Annotated in this window: 18 protein-coding genes and 4 tRNA genes; 13 read left to right on the forward strand and 9 right to left on the reverse strand. The window is 66.5% G+C overall.

Going from position 1 to position 17934, the window contains the following annotated elements; genetic code table 11:
* The first annotated feature begins 28 nt into the window (after positions 1-28).
* The 6 genes from uvrC to LGM71_RS02910 all read left to right on the forward strand — a co-directional run bounded on the left by uvrC (position 29) and on the right by LGM71_RS02910 (position 3397).
* The gene (gene uvrC, locus LGM71_RS02885) at positions 29-2059 is read left to right on the forward strand and encodes an excinuclease ABC subunit UvrC (RefSeq protein WP_226113952.1); all 2031 of its coding nucleotides are present in this window, start codon (positions 29-31) and stop codon (positions 2057-2059) included.
* A 99-nt stretch (positions 2060-2158) separates the two neighbouring features.
* Positions 2159-2746 (forward strand): CDP-diacylglycerol--glycerol-3-phosphate 3-phosphatidyltransferase, encoded by a 588-nt coding sequence (pgsA, locus tag LGM71_RS02890; RefSeq protein ID WP_006757520.1) that lies wholly within the window; start codon positions 2159-2161, stop codon positions 2744-2746.
* Between the two features lie 144 nt (positions 2747-2890).
* Positions 2891-2966, forward strand: a tRNA-Gly gene (locus tag LGM71_RS02895).
* Positions 2967-3019: 53 nt separating this feature from the next.
* A tRNA-Gly gene (locus LGM71_RS02900) sits at positions 3020-3095 on the forward strand.
* 51 nt (positions 3096-3146) lie between these two features.
* A tRNA-Gly gene (locus tag LGM71_RS02905) sits at positions 3147-3222 on the forward strand.
* 101 nt (positions 3223-3323) lie between these two features.
* Positions 3324-3397 (forward strand) — tRNA-Cys (locus LGM71_RS02910).
* 64 nt (positions 3398-3461) lie between these two features.
* Here LGM71_RS02910 and LGM71_RS02915 read toward each other — a convergent pair.
* The 3 genes from LGM71_RS02915 to LGM71_RS02925 all read right to left on the reverse strand — a co-directional run bounded on the left by LGM71_RS02915 (position 3462) and on the right by LGM71_RS02925 (position 5438).
* Positions 3462-3950 carry a hypothetical protein gene (locus LGM71_RS02915; protein ID WP_226113954.1) on the reverse strand — a complete coding sequence of 163 codons (489 nt, stop codon included), beginning with the start codon at positions 3948-3950 and terminating at the stop codon, positions 3462-3464.
* 283 nt (positions 3951-4233) lie between these two features.
* Complete coding sequence (locus LGM71_RS02920; protein ID WP_226113956.1) at positions 4234-4782, reverse strand: GNAT family N-acetyltransferase; 549 nt, start codon at positions 4780-4782, stop codon at positions 4234-4236.
* Positions 4779-5438, reverse strand: a complete 660-nt coding sequence (locus LGM71_RS02925; protein WP_226113957.1) for a helix-turn-helix domain-containing protein — start codon at positions 5436-5438, stop codon at positions 4779-4781. The genes LGM71_RS02920 and LGM71_RS02925 overlap by 4 nt, the downstream gene beginning before the upstream one ends.
* A 149-nt stretch (positions 5439-5587) precedes the next feature.
* Between LGM71_RS02925 and LGM71_RS02930 the strand changes: the two genes are divergently transcribed.
* Both LGM71_RS02930 and map read left to right on the forward strand, forming a co-directional pair.
* A complete protein-coding gene (locus LGM71_RS02930; RefSeq protein WP_059523699.1) occupies positions 5588-5824 on the forward strand; it encodes a ParD-like family protein in 237 nt (78 codons plus the stop codon).
* Positions 5824-6630: a type I methionyl aminopeptidase gene (gene map / locus LGM71_RS02935; RefSeq protein ID WP_124623304.1), complete on the forward strand. Its 807-nt coding sequence runs from the start codon at positions 5824-5826 to the stop codon at positions 6628-6630. Before LGM71_RS02930 ends, map begins: the two co-directional genes overlap by 1 nt.
* A 127-nt stretch (positions 6631-6757) precedes the next feature.
* Here the strand turns inward: map and LGM71_RS02940 are convergent, their stop codons facing one another.
* Together LGM71_RS02940 and LGM71_RS02945 are read right to left on the reverse strand one after the other, a co-directional pair.
* Positions 6758-7261 carry a GAF domain-containing protein gene (locus LGM71_RS02940; RefSeq protein ID WP_124623302.1) on the reverse strand — a complete coding sequence of 168 codons (504 nt, stop codon included), beginning with the start codon at positions 7259-7261 and terminating at the stop codon, positions 6758-6760.
* Between the two features lie 133 nt (positions 7262-7394).
* The gene (locus LGM71_RS02945; RefSeq protein WP_226113959.1) at positions 7395-8312 is read right to left on the reverse strand and encodes a LysR family transcriptional regulator; all 918 of its coding nucleotides are present in this window, start codon (positions 8310-8312) and stop codon (positions 7395-7397) included.
* A gap of 110 nt (positions 8313-8422) precedes the next feature.
* Between LGM71_RS02945 and LGM71_RS02950 the strand changes: the two genes are divergently transcribed.
* Both LGM71_RS02950 and LGM71_RS02955 read left to right on the forward strand, forming a co-directional pair.
* The gene (locus LGM71_RS02950; RefSeq protein ID WP_124902100.1) at positions 8423-9289 is read left to right on the forward strand and encodes a pirin family protein; all 867 of its coding nucleotides are present in this window, start codon (positions 8423-8425) and stop codon (positions 9287-9289) included.
* Between the two features lie 127 nt (positions 9290-9416).
* On the forward strand, positions 9417-9908 hold the full coding sequence (locus LGM71_RS02955; RefSeq protein WP_226113961.1) for a GNAT family N-acetyltransferase: 492 nt from the start codon (positions 9417-9419) through the stop codon (positions 9906-9908).
* 12 nt (positions 9909-9920) lie between these two features.
* On the opposite strand, the gene LGM71_RS02960 is transcribed toward LGM71_RS02955, so the two are convergent.
* Genes LGM71_RS02960 through LGM71_RS02970 form a run of 3 tightly spaced genes read right to left on the reverse strand, consistent with a single transcriptional unit; the run spans position 9921 to position 11897 of the window.
* Positions 9921-10793, reverse strand: coding sequence for a cytochrome c oxidase assembly protein (locus LGM71_RS02960; protein WP_226113963.1), 873 nt, complete (start codon positions 10791-10793; stop codon positions 9921-9923).
* A 10-nt stretch (positions 10794-10803) separates the two neighbouring features.
* Positions 10804-11244, reverse strand: coding sequence for a copper chaperone PCu(A)C (locus LGM71_RS02965; protein ID WP_124623294.1), 441 nt, complete (start codon positions 11242-11244; stop codon positions 10804-10806).
* An 8-nt stretch (positions 11245-11252) separates the two neighbouring features.
* Positions 11253-11897, reverse strand: a complete 645-nt coding sequence (locus LGM71_RS02970) for an SCO family protein (RefSeq protein WP_226113965.1) — start codon at positions 11895-11897, stop codon at positions 11253-11255.
* A 282-nt stretch (positions 11898-12179) separates the two neighbouring features.
* Between LGM71_RS02970 and otsB the strand changes: the two genes are divergently transcribed.
* Together otsB and otsA are read left to right on the forward strand one after the other, a co-directional pair.
* The gene (gene otsB / locus LGM71_RS02975; protein ID WP_124902098.1) at positions 12180-12932 is read left to right on the forward strand and encodes a trehalose-phosphatase; all 753 of its coding nucleotides are present in this window, start codon (positions 12180-12182) and stop codon (positions 12930-12932) included.
* The gene (otsA, locus tag LGM71_RS02980) at positions 12929-14305 is read left to right on the forward strand and encodes an alpha,alpha-trehalose-phosphate synthase (UDP-forming) (RefSeq protein WP_226113967.1); all 1377 of its coding nucleotides are present in this window, start codon (positions 12929-12931) and stop codon (positions 14303-14305) included. Before otsB ends, otsA begins: the two co-directional genes overlap by 4 nt.
* Before the next feature lie 96 nt (positions 14306-14401).
* On the opposite strand, the gene LGM71_RS02985 is transcribed toward otsA, so the two are convergent.
* Complete coding sequence (locus LGM71_RS02985) at positions 14402-16231, reverse strand: ABC transporter ATP-binding protein (RefSeq protein ID WP_124902096.1); 1830 nt, start codon at positions 16229-16231, stop codon at positions 14402-14404.
* 561 nt (positions 16232-16792) lie between these two features.
* Between LGM71_RS02985 and LGM71_RS02990 the strand changes: the two genes are divergently transcribed.
* Positions 16793-17857 (forward strand): glycosyltransferase family 4 protein, encoded by a 1065-nt coding sequence (locus tag LGM71_RS02990; RefSeq protein ID WP_059599136.1) that lies wholly within the window; start codon positions 16793-16795, stop codon positions 17855-17857.
* Positions 17858-17934: the final 77 nt, after the last annotated feature.

Below are 17934 nucleotides of genomic sequence, written 5' to 3' on the forward strand. Positions count from 1 at the left end.
TCCGCGCCACAAGGCACCCGGATCACGCATGACATCCCCAGAAGCCGCCGACATCCCGTTCGAACCCAAGAAGATCCTCGCGCAGTTGCCGCACATGCCGGGCGTCTACCGCTACTACGACACGGCGGGCGCCGTACTTTACGTAGGCAAGGCGCGCGACCTGAAGAAGCGCGTATCCAGCTATTTCACGAAGACGCAGCTGTCGCCGCGCATCGCGATGATGGTCACGCGCATCGCACGCATCGAGACGACCGTCACGCGCTCGGAGGCCGAAGCGCTGCTGCTCGAGAACAATCTGATCAAGGCGCTCACGCCGCGCTACAACATCCTGTTTCGCGACGACAAGTCGTATCCGTACCTGAAGCTCACCGCGCACCGCTTTCCGCGCATGGCTTACTACCGCGGCTCGGTCGACAAGCAGAACCAGTACTTCGGGCCGTTCCCGAGCGCATGGGCCGTGCGCGAGAGCATCCAGATCCTGCAGCGCGTGTTCCAGCTGCGCACCTGCGAGGATTCGGTCTTCAACAACCGCACGCGGCCATGCCTGCTCCATCAGATCGGGCGCTGCACGGCGCCGTGCGTCGGCGCGATTTCCGAGGACGACTACGCGATCGACGTGTCGAATGCCGCGCGGTTTCTGCTCGGTCGGCAGTCGGAAGTGATGAAGGAGCTCGAGCAGAAGATGCATGCGTTCGCGGCCGAGCTGAAGTTCGAGCAGGCGGCCGCCGTGCGCAACCAGATGAGCTCGCTCGCGACGGTGCTGCACCAGCAGGCGATCGAGGTCGGCAGCGACAGCGACGTCGACATCCTGGCGGTCGTCGCGCAGGGCGGGCGCGTGTGCGTGAACCTGGCGATGGTGCGCGGCGGCCGGCATCTCGGCGACAAGGCGTATTTCCCGACGCACGTCGAAAGCGCGCTGACGCTTGCCGAAGGCGGGCTCGGCGACGAAGCCGAGGCGGCGGACGCAGCCGACGAAACCGTCGCGGCATTGCCCGAGACACCCGAGGAAGACGCTGCCGTAGCGCGCGACGCGGGGGCGTCGGTGGAGGCCGAGGTGCTCGATGCGTTCATCGCGCAGCACTATCTCGGCAATCGCGTGCCGCCCGTGCTGGTCGTAAGCCACGCGCCCGCGAGCCGCGACCTGCTCGACTTGCTGTCCGAGCAGGCCGGTCACAAGGTCTCGCTGGTGCGGCAGCCGCAGGGGCAGCGGCGCGCGTGGCTGTCGATGGCCGAGCAGAACGCGCAGATTGCGCTCGCACGGTTGCTGTCCGAGCAGGGCTCGCAGCAGGCCCGCACGCGCGCGCTCGCGGAGACGCTCAGCTTCGAATGCGACGATCTTGCCACGCTGCGGATCGAATGTTTCGACATCAGCCACACGATGGGCGAGGCGACGCAGGCGTCGTGCGTCGTATATCACCATCACAAGATGCAATCGGGCGAGTACCGTCGCTACAACATCACCGGGATCACGCCGGGCGACGATTACGCGGCCATGCGGCAGGTGCTGACGCGCCGTTACGAGAAGATGGTCGAGCAGGCCGCGCAGGCGGCGGCCGCCGACGACGCAGCCGGCATCGACGGCGAATCGACGCGCAAGGCCGAGGCATCGAGCCTGCTGCCGAATATCGTGCTGATCGATGGCGGCAAGGGGCAGGTCGAGATCGCGCGACAGGTGTTCACCGAACTCGGGCTCGACACGTCAATGCTGGTGGGCGTCGCGAAGGGCGAAGGGCGCAAGGTCGGCCTCGAGACGCTCGTGTTCGCGGACGGTCGCGCGCCGCTCGAACTCGGCAAGGAGAGTGCCGCGCTGATGCTCGTCGCGCAGATCCGCGACGAGGCGCATCGTTTTGCGATCACCGGAATGCGCGCGAAGCGGGCGAAGGCGCGCCAGACCTCGCGGCTCGAGGAGCTCGAAGGGATCGGCGCGAAACGCCGGCAGCGACTGCTCGCGCGGTTCGGCGGGCTGCGCGGCGTGGTCGCCGCGAGCGTCGAGGAACTGGCGAGCGTCGACGGTATCTCGCACGCACTCGCCGAGCAGATCTACAAGCAGCTTCACTGAAGCGGCCGTGCGGCCGGCGGCTCCTGCGCGCGATCTCGCGTTCTTGTGGCAGGCCGGTCGACACGGCACAATTGCAAATCCTTTACTGACCCGCCTGCCATGCCGTTCAATTTCCCGATTTTCCTGACGTGGGTACGGATCGTGCTGATCCCGCTCGTCGTCGGCGTGTTCTATCTGCCGGACACGGTGATGGGCGGCGCGCACCGCAACCTCGCGGCGGCGGCGATCTTCATTCTCGCCGCGCTGACCGACTGGTTCGACGGGTTTCTCGCCCGCAAGTGGAACCAGACGTCGTCGTTCGGCGCGTTCCTCGATCCGGTTGCTGACAAGCTGATGGTGACCGCCGCGCTGCTGATCCTCGTGCAGATTTCGCGGGTCGATGCGGCGATCGCGCTCGTGATCGTCGGCCGCGAGATCGCGATCTCGGCGCTACGCGAATGGATGGCACAGATCGGCGCGTCGAAGAGCGTCGCGGTCAACCAGCTCGGCAAGTTCAAGACCGCGTGCCAGATGGTCGCGATCCCGATGCTGCTGTACTACGGCCCGCTGCCGCTCGGTATCGCGACGATCGATACGCGCGTGTGGGGCGAGTGGCTGATGTATCTCGCCGCGGTGCTGACGATCTGGTCGATGCTGTACTACATGAAGCTTGCGTGGCCGCAGATTCGCGAGCGAGGCGGCGCGTGATTGGCCCCGCATGGTCGGTTGCGCAGGTTTTTGGAAAAAGGGCTGGAAAAGCCCTTGACACACGAATGTGCCTTCGACATAATCTCGCTTCTCCGCTGCACGACGAAGTAAGCGTGTGACGGGGAAGCAGTAGCGTAGCAATACGCGGGAGTAGCTCAGTTGGTAGAGCGCAACCTTGCCAAGGTTGAGGTCGCGAGTTCGAGACTCGTCTCCCGCTCCAGTTTTTTTCTGGCAGCGTGTTGTACGGCAAAGCGCTGCAGATGCAGGACACATGCGGGAGTAGCTCAGTTGGTAGAGCGCAACCTTGCCAAGGTTGAGGTCGCGAGTTCGAGACTCGTCTCCCGCTCCAGATTTTTCTGGCAGCGTGTTGAATGGCAAAGCGCTGCAGGTGCAGGACAATGCGGGAGTAGCTCAGTTGGTAGAGCGCAACCTTGCCAAGGTTGAGGTCGCGAGTTCGAGACTCGTCTCCCGCTCCAAGTAATGGGGAAGCCACGCTTCCCTTTTTATTTGATGGACTGATGGTCCTCGAATAAAGAATCTGTCGCTTGCCGCCACGGCATCCGGACAGTCCGCTTTTGGCGCGATAGCAAAGCGGTTATGCAGCGGCCTGCAAAGCCGTTTAGGCCGGTTCGACTCCGGCTCGCGCCTCCAGGTAAGAAAAGAAAAAGCCCCGCTTCGGCGGGGCTTTTCTTTTTTCCGCGCCTCATTCGCTCATCTATTCCGCCGGATATGTCAGCGTCACCAACTCGCACTTCGACGTGCTCTTGCCGTCGTAGTCGTAAATCGCGAGCAGATGCTGGCCCTTGCTGTTCAGTATCGGCAGCGTGATCGTCCGCCGATTCGGGTTGCCGCCGGCGGCGGGTTCGTCCGACACCTGTTTGCGGATTTCCGATTCGAGGTCCGACGGCGTGTTGATGCCGTTCTCCGGCCCGCGGCTGCGCACCCGGCTGTAGAAATGAAAACCGTTGTCGGTCCAGCCGCGCGGCAGCATGTTGCGCCACTGGTTGTTGGTGACTTCCTTCCACAGCAGATCGGTGTTGCCGCTCAACGCGAACGGCGTCGGACACGCGGCGGCCGCGAAAGCTTGTCCGCAGAAAAGCGGGAGGGCGGCAAGCGACCACGCAACGCGTCGGGCCGCGCGGCGCGCGAGGCCGGCATCGCGTCGCGATCCGGCAAGGTGCGACAGGACAGGGGGCGTTTTCATACGGCATTCTCCGGGTGATGGATCGGTACGCGGCCGTGCTGCGGCCGCTGGGGAATACCGTATCGCTACCGTTCTCGCAGAAGAATGCGGCGAACGTCACACGTGCGGTCACGGGGCAAAGGGGCGAGGCCTCGGCCTGGGAAGGCCCGGAGGAGGGGCGACAACGCGCTCCGGTGGGGAGGGGGGGCGATCGCGCGTTGTCGCGGGCGAAGCGATGGGCGTGCTGCGGGTCGTCCATACCGGCCGCGTCATCATGAGCATGCCGAACGTTCGGCGATGCCGGTCAGCCGTCGACCGGCCGTGCCGGCGTGTCGAGCCTCAGCTGATAGAACGCCGCATCGAGCCAGCGGCCGAACTTGAAGCCCGCTTCGGTGATCGTGCCCGAGTGCGCGAAGCCGAGCCGCGTATGCAGCGCGACGCTGCCGCTGTTGGTGGCGTCGATGCAGCCGACCAGCAAATGCACGTCAGCTTCGCGCGCACGCCGGATCAACTCGCGCAGCAGCAATTCGCCGAGCCCGCGGCCGCGATGGTCGCGGTGGACGTAGACGCTGTGCTCGACCGTGTACTTGAACGCCGGGAACGCGCGGAACGTGCCCCAGCTCGCGAAGCCGACCAGTGTGCCCGATTCGTCGACCGCGCCGACGACCGGAAACCCGCCGGCGCGCTTCGTCGCGAACCAGGTGACCATCGCTTCCGGTGGGCGAGGCTGGTAGTCGTACAGCGCGGTGGAGTGCAAGATCGCATCGTTCAGGATCTCGAGAATGGCCTCGGCATGCTCGGCCTCGTTGCAATCGATCAGGCGCACGTCGTCGCGCGGTGTCGGGGAATTCATACGGGCTCCTGCGCCTGTCGGCCTTGAACGGATGACACATTCCGCGCGCCGATGGCGGCGGGGGCATCGCAGATCGCGACGACATAGCGCGCGACGTGCGACGACGGGTTGCTGAAAACCAGCGGCTGATCGACGCGCATGGCCAGACAGTCGCCTTCGTGTAGTTTGTGAAGCTGATCGCCGAATGTGACGTCGATGCACCCGCGGACGACCCACACCTGTTGATGCAGCGCGCTTTCGCGCCCGCCGGAGTCGTACGCGACGCGCGCGCCGGGCGGGAAATCGACCTCGACGAGCTGGATCGGCGACGGCCATCCGGGCGGCGACAGATTGCGCCGCACGTACCCGGATGCCGGATCGCGCCATTCCGCCTGCTGTGCGCGCCGCACCAGCGGCTGCGCGGGTGCGGCGTCGCGATCGCCGGCGAACAGCCCGGCCAGCGACACGCCCAGACCGGCCGCGAGCTTGTCGAGCACGACGGCCGTCGGGCTCGCCGACGCACGCTCGATGAGCGAAATCATCGAACGGCTGACGCCGGAACGCGCGGCGAGCGCATCCAGCGTGTAGCCTCGCAGCGTGCGCAGGTCGCGCACGCGCCGGGCAATGCGTTCGTTGATGCCGGTGTCGTCAGCGGGGGCAGCGGTTGATTCTTGCATGATGGATTTATTGTCCAGCAAGCTGGAATTTGATGTCAACGGAATTCCTGCCGTCGCGGGATGACGATTCGCTGTCGGTCGCGTGCTTGCCGGACGACCCGGGCGAGCGTAATATACGAAACAGCTATATTTCGTTTAATTAGAGACATATGGGAATCATCAAGATATCCGAGCACATGCACGAACGGCTGCGCTCGACCAGCACCGCGCTGAGCCGTTCGATCAATGCACAGGCGGAGCACTGGCTGCGCGTCGGGATGCTGGCGGAGCTCAATCCGTCACTGTCCTACGGCGATATCTGCCGGATGCTGATCGAGACCGAAGCGCGCGGCGGCGATGCCGGGCCGACAGAGTCGGTCGCCCACGGCATCGAGCAGGTGGCGTGATGGCGAGACGCGAAATCCCGATCCGCGGTGCCGCGGAAATCGCCAGGTCGCGCGAGGCTGCGAAGCTCGCGTCCCAGGTGCTGACGATGATCACCGAGCACGTGAAGCCGGGCGTCACCACCGACGAGCTGGATGCGCGCTGCCGCGAATACATCGTTGACGAACTCCGCGCGATCCCGGCGAACATTGGCTACCACGGGTATCCGAAAACCCTGTGCACGTCGGTCAATCACGTGGTCTGTCACGGCATTCCGTCGTCGCGGCCGATGCGCGACGGCGACATCGTGAATCTCGACATCGCGGTGATCAAGGACGGCTGGTTCGGCGACACGAGCCGCATGTACTTCGTCGGCGAGCCGGGCGAACTGGCGCGGCGCCTCGTCGCGACGACCTACGAGGCGATGCATGCGGGCATCCGCGCGGTTCGTCCGGGCGCGACGCTCGGCGACGTCGGCTACGCGATCCAGCAGGTCGCACATCGAGAAGGGTTCAGCGTGGTCCGCGAGTATTGCGGGCACGGGATCGGCGACGTGTATCACGACGAGCCTCAGGTGCTGCACTACGGCCGCCCGGGCACCGGCGTGCCGCTGCGGCCAGGGATGATCTTCACGATCGAGCCGATGCTGAATGCGGGCAAGCGCGATACGCGCGTGCTGGCCGACGGCTGGACGGTCGTCACCAAGGACCATTCGCTATCCGCCCAATGGGAGCACATGGTCGTCGTGACGGAGCAGGGCTTCGAGATCCTGTCGGACGATGTGAAGCCGCCGGCGTTCGCGGCGCTGTCCGGCACGCACGCGGCCTGACGCGCGGCGTGCCGCACGCAGCGGCGCAATGAAAAAGGCCCCGTCATGGGGCCCTTTTCATTTGGAGTCGCGCGGCGCGATCAGCAGAGGATCGTCTCCACCGCCGCGACCCGCAGCGCCACGCGGCTCAACCGCGCGCCTTCTGCCATGCGTGCTCGACGAATACGCGGCACAGCGCTTCCATTCCGTTGCGGTCCTCGTCATCGAAACGTGCGGCAACGGGGCTGTCGACGTCCCACACGCCGATCAGCGTGCCGTCGGCGGCCACCAGCGGCACGACGATTTCCGATTCCGACGCGGCATCGCAGGCGATATGGCCGGGGAATTCGTGCACGTCGCGCACGACCTGCGTCTCGCGGGTCTGCGCGGCCGTGCCGCACACACCTTTGCCGAGCGCGATCCGCACGCACGCGGGCTTGCCCTGGAACGGGCCGACCACGAGTTCCGTCCCGTCGAAGAAATAGAAGCCGGCCCAGTTCAGGCGGTCGAGCGAGTGATAGACGAGCGCGGAGAAGTTCGCGGCGTTCGCGGTCAGGTCGCGTTCCGTTTCGACGAGCGCGCGTGCCTGCTCGACGAGCGTCGCATAGAGTTCGGCCTTGGAGGCGTGAGGGGCGGTGGACAGCGTGAACATGGCTGAAATGCGAAAAGGGTTGTGGGCAGCGGGATTGTGAAAAGCGCGATGCGCGTCCCGCAGTCTACGGCACGCGCGGCTCGTTTGCAGCGCGTGGTTCGCGGGCGCCCTGGTGAACGCGCAGCGCCGTCGTTCAATCAGGTTCGAGCTCGGCGAACCGTTCGGCCAGGAAATCGAGCAGCGCGCGCACCGCGGGCAGCAGCCCGCGCCGCGACGCGAACACCGCGTGCACGATTTCGCGCCGCGGTGCCCAGTCCGGCAGCACGGTCGCCAGTTCGCCGCGCGCGACTTCGTCGCGCACCATCATCGTCGGCAACTGCACGATGCCGACGCCGGCGACGGCCGCCGCACGCAGTGCGAGCATGCCGCCCGTCACGAGCCGCGGCTGGTGATGGATTTCCGCCTGCGCGCCGTCGGGGCCGCGCAGCCGCCATACGTGCGCGGCCTGCGGCACGCCGTGATCGAGGCTCGGCGAGCGGGTCAGGTCTGCGGGGACGGCCGGCACGCCGCGCTCGCGCAGCAACGCGGGGCTCGCGACGAGACACTGCCCGCGCTCGGCCAGCACGCGCAATGCGAGATCGCTGTCCTCGAGCGGCGGCGGGCGCACGCGAATCGCGACGTCGATCCCTTCGCCGACGACGTCGACGCGCCGGTTGGTCGCTTCGAGATGAATCTCGACGCGCGGGCACGTGACCATGAACGCGGCGATCATCGCGCCGACCAGCGAATCGAGCAGCACGACCGGGCAACTGACCCGCACGATGCCGCGCGGCTCCTCGTGCAGCAGCGCGATCGCCTCGTCGGCGGCGTCCGCTTCGACGAGCATCGCGCGACAATGCGCGTAATAGGTCTGGCCGACGTCGGTGACAGTGAAGCGGCGTGTCGAGCGCTGGATCAGCCGCATGCCGAGCCGCGCTTCAAGCAGCGCGATGCGGCGGCTCAGCTTCGATTTCGGCATGTTCAGCGCGCGTCCGGCCGGCGCGAAGCCGCCGTGCTCGACCACCTGCACGAAGTAATAGAGATCGTTCAGATCCCGTTCGTTATCGTTCATGAAATAGAACGCTGAGTGCGATTTTGGCAGTCTACCGCATCGATCGTTCCACCTCTATATTCCTTCTCAGGATGCGAAACACGTGTTTCGCCGCAATTCGGAGAAGGCAAATGAAGAAGATCCAGGGTGTGTACAGTGCGCCGCGCGGTCATTGGGTCGGCGACGGTTTCCCGGTGCGTTCGATGTTCAGCTATCAGTCTCACGGCGCACATCTGAGCCCGTTCCTGCTGCTCGACTACGCCGGTCCTGCGAACTTCGAGCCGGCTTCGGCGCCGCGCGGGGTGGGGCAGCATCCGCACCGCGGGTTCGAAACGGTGACGATCGTCTATGACGGCGAAGTCGCACACCGCGACTCGACCGGCGCGGGCGGCGTGATCGGCCCGGGCGACGTGCAGTGGATGACGGCGGCGAGCGGGATCCTGCACGAGGAATTTCACTCGGAAGCGTTCACGAAGCGTGGCGGCCCGCTCGAGATGGTGCAGCTGTGGGTGAACCTGCCCGCCGCCGACAAGATGGGTGCGCCCGGTTATCAGACGCTTCTGAACGCGGACATCCCGGTGGTCGAATTGCCGGACGGCGCAGGTCGCGCGCGGATCATCGCGGGCGAGTTCGACGGGCGGCGCGGCCCGGCCCGCACGCACACGCCGATCGATGTGTGGGACGTGCGGCTTGCAGCAGGCGGCCGTGCTCGGTTCCCGATCGCCGAAGGGCGGACGCTCGCGGTGGTCGTGCTGAGCGGGACATTGCTGGTGAACGGCGAGACGGTCGCCCGCGAAGCGCAGTTCGTGCAACTGAGCCGCGACGGCCGCGACGTCGAGATCGAAGCGAACGGCGATGCCAAGCTGCTGATTCTGAGCGGCGAGCCGATCGATGAGCCGGTCGTCGGTTACGGGCCGTTCGTGATGAACTCGCAAGAGGAAATCCGGACCGCGATCGACGATTTCAACAGCGGCCGCTTCGGCCAGATGCCGGTGTGACGGACAGGCCCCGCGCAATGCGGGGCTTTTTTTCATGCGCGGCGCGGCTGCACGCGTGCCGCGTGCGCTTCGAGGCATAATCATCGGTTGCTGCGCGCCGGCCGGCGCGCTTGATTCAGGACCGACCATGAACGCTTCCGCACCTGCCGCCTCCGTGCGCGCCGACGATCTCGACTGGCACTGGAAATCCTTCGACGCGCTGACGGCGCGTGAACTCTATTCGATCCTCGACGCGCGCAGCGCCGTGTTCGTTGTCGAGCAGAACTGCGTGTATCGCGACATCGACGGTGCGGATCAGGCCGCATGGCACCTGGCCGCGTACGACCCGGCGGGCCGCCTCGCCGGCTATCTGCGCGTGCTGCTGCCGGATGCGCAGCACACTGACGTGCGCATCGGCCGCGTGCTGACGACCGCGCCGTTTCGCGGCGCGGGCCTCGGCAACGCGTTGCTGTCGCGCGCGCTCGAGTTCATCCGCGCGCAGTGGCCGGATGCGCAGGTGAGCCTGCATGCGCAAGCCCATCTGCAGCGCTTCTATGGGGCATTCGGTTTCACGCCGAGCTCGGACGTGCACGACGAGGACGGCATCCCGCACGTGTGGATGACCAGCGTGCGCGGCTGACGCGCCGCGCCGTCAGTGGGCGGCGCGAGTCACCGACGAGTTTTGCGCGTGCCGGGCGGCCGCCCGTTCGTCGACCAGGCGGCCGCGCGCCGACAGTCGCAGCCAGTGCCGCAGCGCGATCAGCGCGCCGATCACGCTCATCATCGAACCCGGGATCCACAGCAGCAGGCCGCCGATCTGCTGGTCGCGCAGCGGGCTGAGCCACGTGAATGCGCGTCCGCAGATCGAGTAGATCGGATACAACTCGTGCGGCGTGAAGAAGATCAGCGCACCGAGCGCGATCTGCGGCGGGATCGCCGCAACGACGATCAGGATCCGGCGGCCCGGTGACAGCCGCGCGGGCGGCGCGGGACGCGGATCGACGACGAGCCACCAGAACAGCAGCCCGTCGATTACCATGCTCCAGTTCATCACGCGATACAGGCGCCAGTCGAGCATCGCGATGAAGTGGATCGGCGATAGCAGCCAGAAATAGATCAGCCCGACGAACAGCACGACCGCGACGACCGGATGGAACACCACGTCGAGCGTCGCGCGCATGGGCGCCCACGCGAGCGCGGGGCGCACGAAGCGCTGCCGCCAGCGAAACGGTATGCCCGCGCGGATCGCCGCACCCGGGTAGGCCAGCGCGATGAAGAACGGCCCGAGGTGATGCAGCACGAGGTGCTGCGCACGGTGCATGAAGAATTCGTGCTCGAAGAAGTAGTCGAGCCGGGTATGGAGCGCGATGTAGAGCGCCGTCAGCCCGAGCCAGAACGAGAACTGCCGCAGCGGCGACACCTTCGCCTTCTTCACGCCGCGCGCGAACAGCACGGCGGCCGTCAGCACCGCGATGACCACGGTCGGCGACGGTTCCCACGGATCGAGCCAGTACAGGACGTTCATCGCGCGCGCATCACTTCGCCTGGGCCGGCGACTTCACGGCGAACGGCGTGTCGACCGTCTCGCCATCGGAGAACTTCAGGCGCAGGCGCACGGTGTCGCCCGGCTTGATCGTGTGCCTGGGTTCCTCGAGCATGAAGTGATAGCCGCCCGGCGCGATGTCGACCTTGCCGCGCGCGGGGATCGTCAGCTTGTCGACCATTTCCATCTTCTGCGTCGAGCCGTTCGACACGGTCTGGTGCAGCATCGCCATCCCGTAGTCGGGGCTGTCGACGTCGACGAGATCGACCGGTTTGTCGCCCGTGTTGACGAGCGTCACGTAGCCGCCCGCGGGCAGCTTGTTCGGCAGCCAGCGCACCCATGCGTTCTGCGCGATGATCGCGCCGGCGGCATACGCGTGCGCGCCGGTGCACAGCGCGGCGAGGAGGGCGAACGTCTTGAGGGGCGTCTTCATGTCGGAGTTCAGGTGGTGGAGGCGGTGTCGATGATCCGGCGCACATCGGCGGCGATGGCGTCGGGTGAATCGCGGTCGGTCGCGAGCAGGCGCGCGCGACCGTTCGCGTCGAAGATGTAGACGGCCGAGCTGTGCGTAACCTCGTAGCCGCCGGACGGATCGCGTTTTTCCATCTGGTACGCGACGCGATAGCGTTTCGCGAGCGATTCGATCTGGCTGTCGGTGCCGGTCAGGCCGCGCGCGTGCGCGGCGTCGAACGCGGCGACGTACGCCTGCATCGTCTGCGGCGTGTCGCGCGCGGGGTCGACCGAGACGAACAGGATGCGCACGTCGTTCGCCCGCGGGCCGAGCTTCGCGAGCACTTCCATCAGCCGTGCCATCGTTTCGGGGCAGACGTCCGGACAGTGCGTATAGCCGAAGTAGACGAGCGCGACGCGGCCGCGAAACGCGTTCGCGTCGACTGCCTGGCCGTCGCCGCCGGTGAGCGTGAACGACAGGTCGGGCAGGTGGCCCGTGACGTTGGTCAGGTGCCAGTTCGGCTCGTCGTGCGTGCATGCGGCGAGCGCGACGGCGGCGGTCAGCGCCGCGACCGTGCGGACGAAGCGGGTCAGACTGAAGAGGCGCCGGTGCGGCGCGGGACGGGCAGACGACATCCTGGGGCTCGATCGGACGGAACGGTCGTCGGCCGGCGCGGCGCCATGCGTCGCGCGGCCGGCGGTTGCAGACTGTAGCGCAATTCCTGCGCCTGCGTCCTTTCGAAACCCGTACGGCATGGGCGAGCGGGGCAATATGTCGCAGTTGACGCGGATGGCTGCGCGAGGCTCGCCCGCCACCGGTTTCGCCCATCTCGCTACGCAGGCGCGGTAAGATGCGCACAATTCCATTCTCGCAGCGGCGGCCCGCGTTTGCAGGCCGCTCCTCAGACCATCGAATCGATGCAATCCGTTCCGGCTTCCCTGTCCCTGACCGATACCGCGTTCTTTTTCGACTTCGACGGCACGCTCGTCGAGCTGGCGCCGACGCCCGACAGCATTCACGTGCCACCGTCGCTGCTGACGCTGCTCGATGAACTGCGGCGTCGCACGCACGGTGCGGTCGCCGTCGTGTCGGGTCGCGGCATCGACAATCTCGACACGTTCCTGAACATGCCGGACCTGCCGATCGCAGGCCTGCACGGCGCCGAGCGTCGCGATGCGAACGGCGACACGCAGCGTATCGGCTTCAACGACGAACGGCTGCTGCGCATCGAGCGCGAGCTCGCGGCCGTCGTCGACCGTCATCCGGGCATGCTGCTCGAAATCAAGGGTGCGGCCGTCGCGCTGCATTACCGCAACGCACCCGAGCGCGAGCCGGCCGCGCGCGAGGCGGCCGAGCGCCTCGTCGCCGAATATGCGGATGCGTACGTGCTGCAACCCGGCAAGATGGTATTCGAGATCAAGCCGAAGGGCGTCGACAAGGGTCGCGCGCTGGCCGCGTTTCTCGACGAGCCGCCGTTCGCGGGCCGCATGCCGCTGTTCGCGGGCGACGACCTGACCGACGAGAAGGGCTTCGCGGTGGTCAACGCGCGCGGCGGCCTGTCGATCAAGGTCGGCGCGGGCGAGACGTCGGCCCGCACGCGGCTCGACTCGGTCGACGCGCTGCACGAGCAGATCGCCCGCTGGCTTGGCGCGGAGCAGCAGGGCGCATGAGTCGACTCATCATCGTTTCGAACCGCGTCGCCCCGATTTCGGAAGGCGAGCCGGCGGCGGGCGGCCTCGCGATCGGCGTGTACGACGCGCTGAAGGAGACGGGCGGCATGTGGTTCGGCTGGAGCGGCGAGGTGGTCGCGTCTGGTGCGCCGCAGATCCGGGTCGAGGAGCGCGGCCCCGTGACGTTCGCGACCGTCGGGCTGTCACGTCGCGATTACGACCAGTACTACCGAGGTTTCTCGAACGCGACGCTGTGGCCCGCGTTTCATTACCGCGCCGACTTGATCCAGTACGACCGCCACGAGTTCGAAGGCTACAGCCGCGTGAACGTCTGGCTCGCACAGCAGCTCGTGCCGCTGCTGCAGGACGACGACGTGATCTGGGTGCACGACTATCACCTGATCCCGTTCGCGCGTGCGCTTCGTGCGGCCGGCGTGAAGAACTGCATCGGCTTTTTCCTGCACATTCCGTTTCCGGCCGCACAGGTGCTCGTCAACGTGCCGCCGCATCGCGAACTCGTCGAGTCGCTGTGCGCGTTCGACCTGCTCGGCTTTCAGACCGAGCCGGACCTGCGCGCGTTCTGCGACTACATCGAGTTCGAGGCCGGCGGCGAAGTGGCGCGCGAAGGGCGCACGGTGCGCGTCAGCGCGTTCGGCAAAACGCTGCGTGCGGCGGCCTATCCGATCGGCGTGTATCCGGACGAGATCGCGTCGCTCGCGCAGGCCGGCGAGAACGGCAAGGCCGCGCGCATGGCCATGTCGCTGCGCGGGCGCCAGCTGATCATGAGCGTCGACCGGCTGGATTATTCGAAGGGGCTCGTCGAGCGGTTCCGCGCGTTCGAGAAGCTGCTGGAGCACCAGGCGTCGATCCGCAACCGCGTGTCGTTCCTGCAGATCGCGCCGTCGACGCGCGCCGACCTGCGCGCGTACCAGGACATTCGCCTGCAGCTCGAAGCGGAGTCGGGGCGCATCAACGGCCGCTACGCGGAGCTCGACTGGGCGCCGATCCTCTACATTCACCGCCAGTACGACCGACAGGTGCTGGCCGCGCTGTATCGCCTCGCGCGCGTGGGCTTCGTGACGCCGTTGCGCGACGGCATGAACCTCGTCGCGAAGGAATACGTGTCCGCGCAGAATCCGGACGATCCGGGCGTGCTCGTGCTGTCGCGTTTCGCGGGCGCCGCGCGCGAGCTGACGGGCGCGCTGATCGTCAATCCGATCGACATCGACGGGATGGCCGATGCACTGTCGCAGGCGCTGACGATGCCGCTCGCCGAGCGGCGCGCGCGCTATGCGGACATGATCGCGCAGCTGCGCGAGAACAACGTGTCGGTGTGGCGCGACAACTTCCTGCGCGACCTGCAGCGCGTGTAACCCGCGCGCTGCACGGCGGAGGCCGCGCGATGCCGTGAAAAAAAGCCGCCGTGCGCGAAGCACGGCGGCTTTTTTTGTCGGCTGCGCTGCGCGGCGTCAGGCCACGCGTTCGCCGGTCGGTGCGGTGCCGTCGGGCGCGTGATGGCGGCCGTGCTGCTTCGCGAGCAGGTCGCGGTACAGGCCCGGACGGTTGCGCAGCACGTCGGGGCTGCCGTCGTCGATCACCTTGCCGTTGCTCATCACGATGATCCGGTCGAAGTTGCGCAGCGTCGACAGCCGGTGCGCGATCGCGATCACCGTGCGGCCGACCATCAGGCGGTCGAGCGCGCTCTGGATCGCTTCCTCGGATGCGCTGTCGAGTGCGGACGTCGCTTCGTCGAGCAGCAGGATCGGCGCATCCTTCAGGATCGCACGCGCGATCGCGATGCGCTGGCGCTGGCCGCCCGACAGCTTCACGCCGCGGTCGCCGACGATCGTGTCATAGCCTTCCGGCATCGCCTCGATGAACTCCGAGCAGCGGGCGTCGCGCGCGGCGGCGAGCACTTCCTCGCGGGTCGCATCGGGGCGGCCGTATGCGATATTGTCGTAGATGGTCCGGTGCAGCAGCGAGATGTCTTGCGGCACGAGCGCGATCGCGTGCCGCAGGCTGTCCTGCGTGATCGCCTTCACGTCCTGCCCGTCGACCTTCACGGCGCCGTCCTGCGTGTCGTAGAAGCGCTGCAGCAGCGCGAGCACGGTCGACTTGCCGGCGCCCGACTTGCCGATGAGGCCGACGCGCTGGCCCGGTTCGATATGGAGGTCGAAGTGGTCGAGGATCGCGCGGCGATGCGGATACGCGAACGTCACGCGTTCGAAATCGACGCGCCCACCCTTGGCCGACAGCGGTTGCGCGTCGGAGCGGTCCGGCATCCCGTGCGGCTCGAGCAGCGTCTTCACGGCTTCGGACAGGCGCGCCACATGCTGCGTGACGTCGACGAGCGCGACCGCCAGATCGCGCGTGCCGTGCAGGATCGTGAAGCCGAGCGAGCTGACGAGTACGATGTCGCCGGAGGTCGCGCGGCCTTGGTCCCACAGCCACAGCGCCCAGCCGAGCAGGCCGGCGGACAGCATCGCGGTGATCACCGCGTGCAGCAGGCGCAGCTTCTCGAGATAGAGCAGGCTTTGCTGGCGCGCGTCCATCTCGGCCTTCACCGTCGCGCCGAAGCGCTTCTGTTCGCGCAGCGTCATCCCGAACGCGCGCACGAGGCCCATGTTGCCGATCACGTCGACGAGCTCGCCGTCGACCGCCGCGGCCTTCGACGCGAACGCGTGATGGCGCGCGGAACCGCGCCCGGCAAGCTTGAACAACACGACCGAGAGCACGGCCGAACAGCCGAGCAGGCCGGCGGCCATCAGCGGGTTCACCACGATGATCATCAGGATCGCGCCCATCACCGCGATGCACGGCGGCAGCACATTCCACGCCATCGTGTTCTCAGACGTATAGACGGCGTTCGACGTGGCGGTGATGCGGCTCGCGAGCGTGCCCGGCTGCTTTTCCGAGTAGTACGTCGGCGAATGGCCGATCAGGTACTGGAACAGGTCGCGCCGCAGGTCGCCGGTGACCGCGACGAACGTGTGCGCGGCGACCCAGCCGCCGACGCGCCACAGCAGGTTGTCGGCCGCGATCAGCCCGACGAGCAGCGCGAACGCACTCCACAGCGGGCCAGGATGATGACGCCCGGTCGCGAGCACGTCGATCAGGTGTTTGATCGCGTATTGCGAGCCGAGCGCGCAGCCGACGGCGGCCAGCACGCTGCAGAGCACGATCAGGTGCGCGACGGGATGCAGGCGGATGTAGCGGAACAGAAACGCGATCGGCCGATGCGCGTAGCTCGACAGCTTCGCGTTGTGGGCGTTGCGCTGGGCAGGGGTGAGAGATTCCAAAATATGCGTGCGGTGATTCGGTGATTGAGCGGATCGGTGGATCGCAGCCCACGGTCGCCCGGACTGAATAATCCGGCATTGTAAACAAGGCCGTGCATTGCGCTGCGCGAATCTTGCCTTGGTCAGGGGCGCGCGACCAATTTTGAGATAAAATTCGGCATCCGTCCTGCCGCATGCGCCGGAATCGCGATGCCGGCAGCGAGGGGACGACTCGGAACGCCAAAAGGGCCTTCCACTCTAGAACGGACGCCCAAGTCCGCGGGTTGCAAAGTGTTGCACCTTTGTAACAAAGTAAAGTGTTTGAAATGTTGTGCGCCGTATCAGGATTAACCCTAGATAATCGGCTCCGGGTTCGATTCCAGGTTTTTACGAACCCCTGTCAACGGGTCTTCGTTTCAAACGTTCTATGCCTGTCGCGTCGCCGACGCTCCTTGAGCAGCGCGGGTTCGACGCCCCCGGCAGGCTGATTCGTCCGATTTTCGGACGAAATGCATCCAGCCCGGACCGCCGGCAGGTTGCCGACCCATACCTGGTTTTTAGCCGATTTTTTAGGAGTTACGCATGCGAATCGCCCAAATCGCTCCGTTGCACGAAGCGGTGCCCCCGAAACTGTACGGTGGTACCGAGCGAGTGGTGTCCTACCTCACCGAAGCGCTTGTCGAGATGGGGCATGACGTCACGCTGTTCGCGAGCGGCGATTCGCAAACGTCGGCGAAGCTCGAAGCGTGCTGGCCGCAGGCGCTGCGCCTCGACCCGACGATCCGCGACGTGATGGCCCCGCACATGCTGCTCCTCGAGCAGGTGCGCCGCCGTGCGGAAGAGTTCGACGTCCTGCACTGCCACATCGACTACTACCCGTTCTCGCTGTTCTCGCGCCAGCCGGTCCCGCATCTGACGACGATGCACGGCCGTCTCGACCTGCCGGAACTGCAGCCGATCTTCAACGCGTTCAGCGACGTGCCGGTCGTGTCGATCTCCGACAACCAGCGCATCCCGCTGCCGCAGGCGAACTGGCTGTCGACCGTGTACCACGGCCTGCCGGAAAACCTGCTGACGCCGATCCCGAACGTGAAGCCGAGCTACCTCGCATTCCTCGGCCGCATCTCGCCGGAGAAGCGCGTCGACACCGCGATTCGCATCGCCGAGCAGGCCGGCCTGCCGATCAAGATCGCCGCGAAGCTCGACAAGGCCGACCGCGCGTACTACGAAGAGAAGATCAAGCCGCTGTTCGCGCTGCCGCACGTCGAGTACATCGGCGAAATCAGCGAATCGGAAAAGACCGAATTCCTTGGCAACGCGCACGCGCTGCTGTTCCCGATCGACTGGCCGGAGCCGTTCGGCCTGGTGATGATCGAGGCGATGGCCTGCGGCACGCCGGTGATCGCATTCAAGCGCGGTTCGGTGCCGGAAGTGATCGAAAACGGCGTGTCGGGCTTCGTCGTCGAAGACGAACTGTCGGCCGTCGCGGCGCTCAAGCGTCTCGATACGTTGCCGCGCGAGAAGGTGCGCGCCGCGTTCGAAGCACGTTTCTCGTCGAAGGTGATGGCGCAGAACTACGTGAAGGGCTACGAGGAACTGCTGCGCCAGAAGCACCGCACGGTGCTGCGCGAAGTCAACGCAGGCTGATGCCGGCGCGTCGGCCGCACTGCGGCTGAGGCCGTCATTGACGCCCCGTCCGGGTCCCCGGCGGGGCGTTGTCACAT

The organism is Burkholderia sp. AU33545 (assembly GCF_020419685.1).
In the GTDB taxonomy this organism is placed as follows: domain Bacteria; phylum Pseudomonadota; class Gammaproteobacteria; order Burkholderiales; family Burkholderiaceae; genus Burkholderia; species Burkholderia diffusa.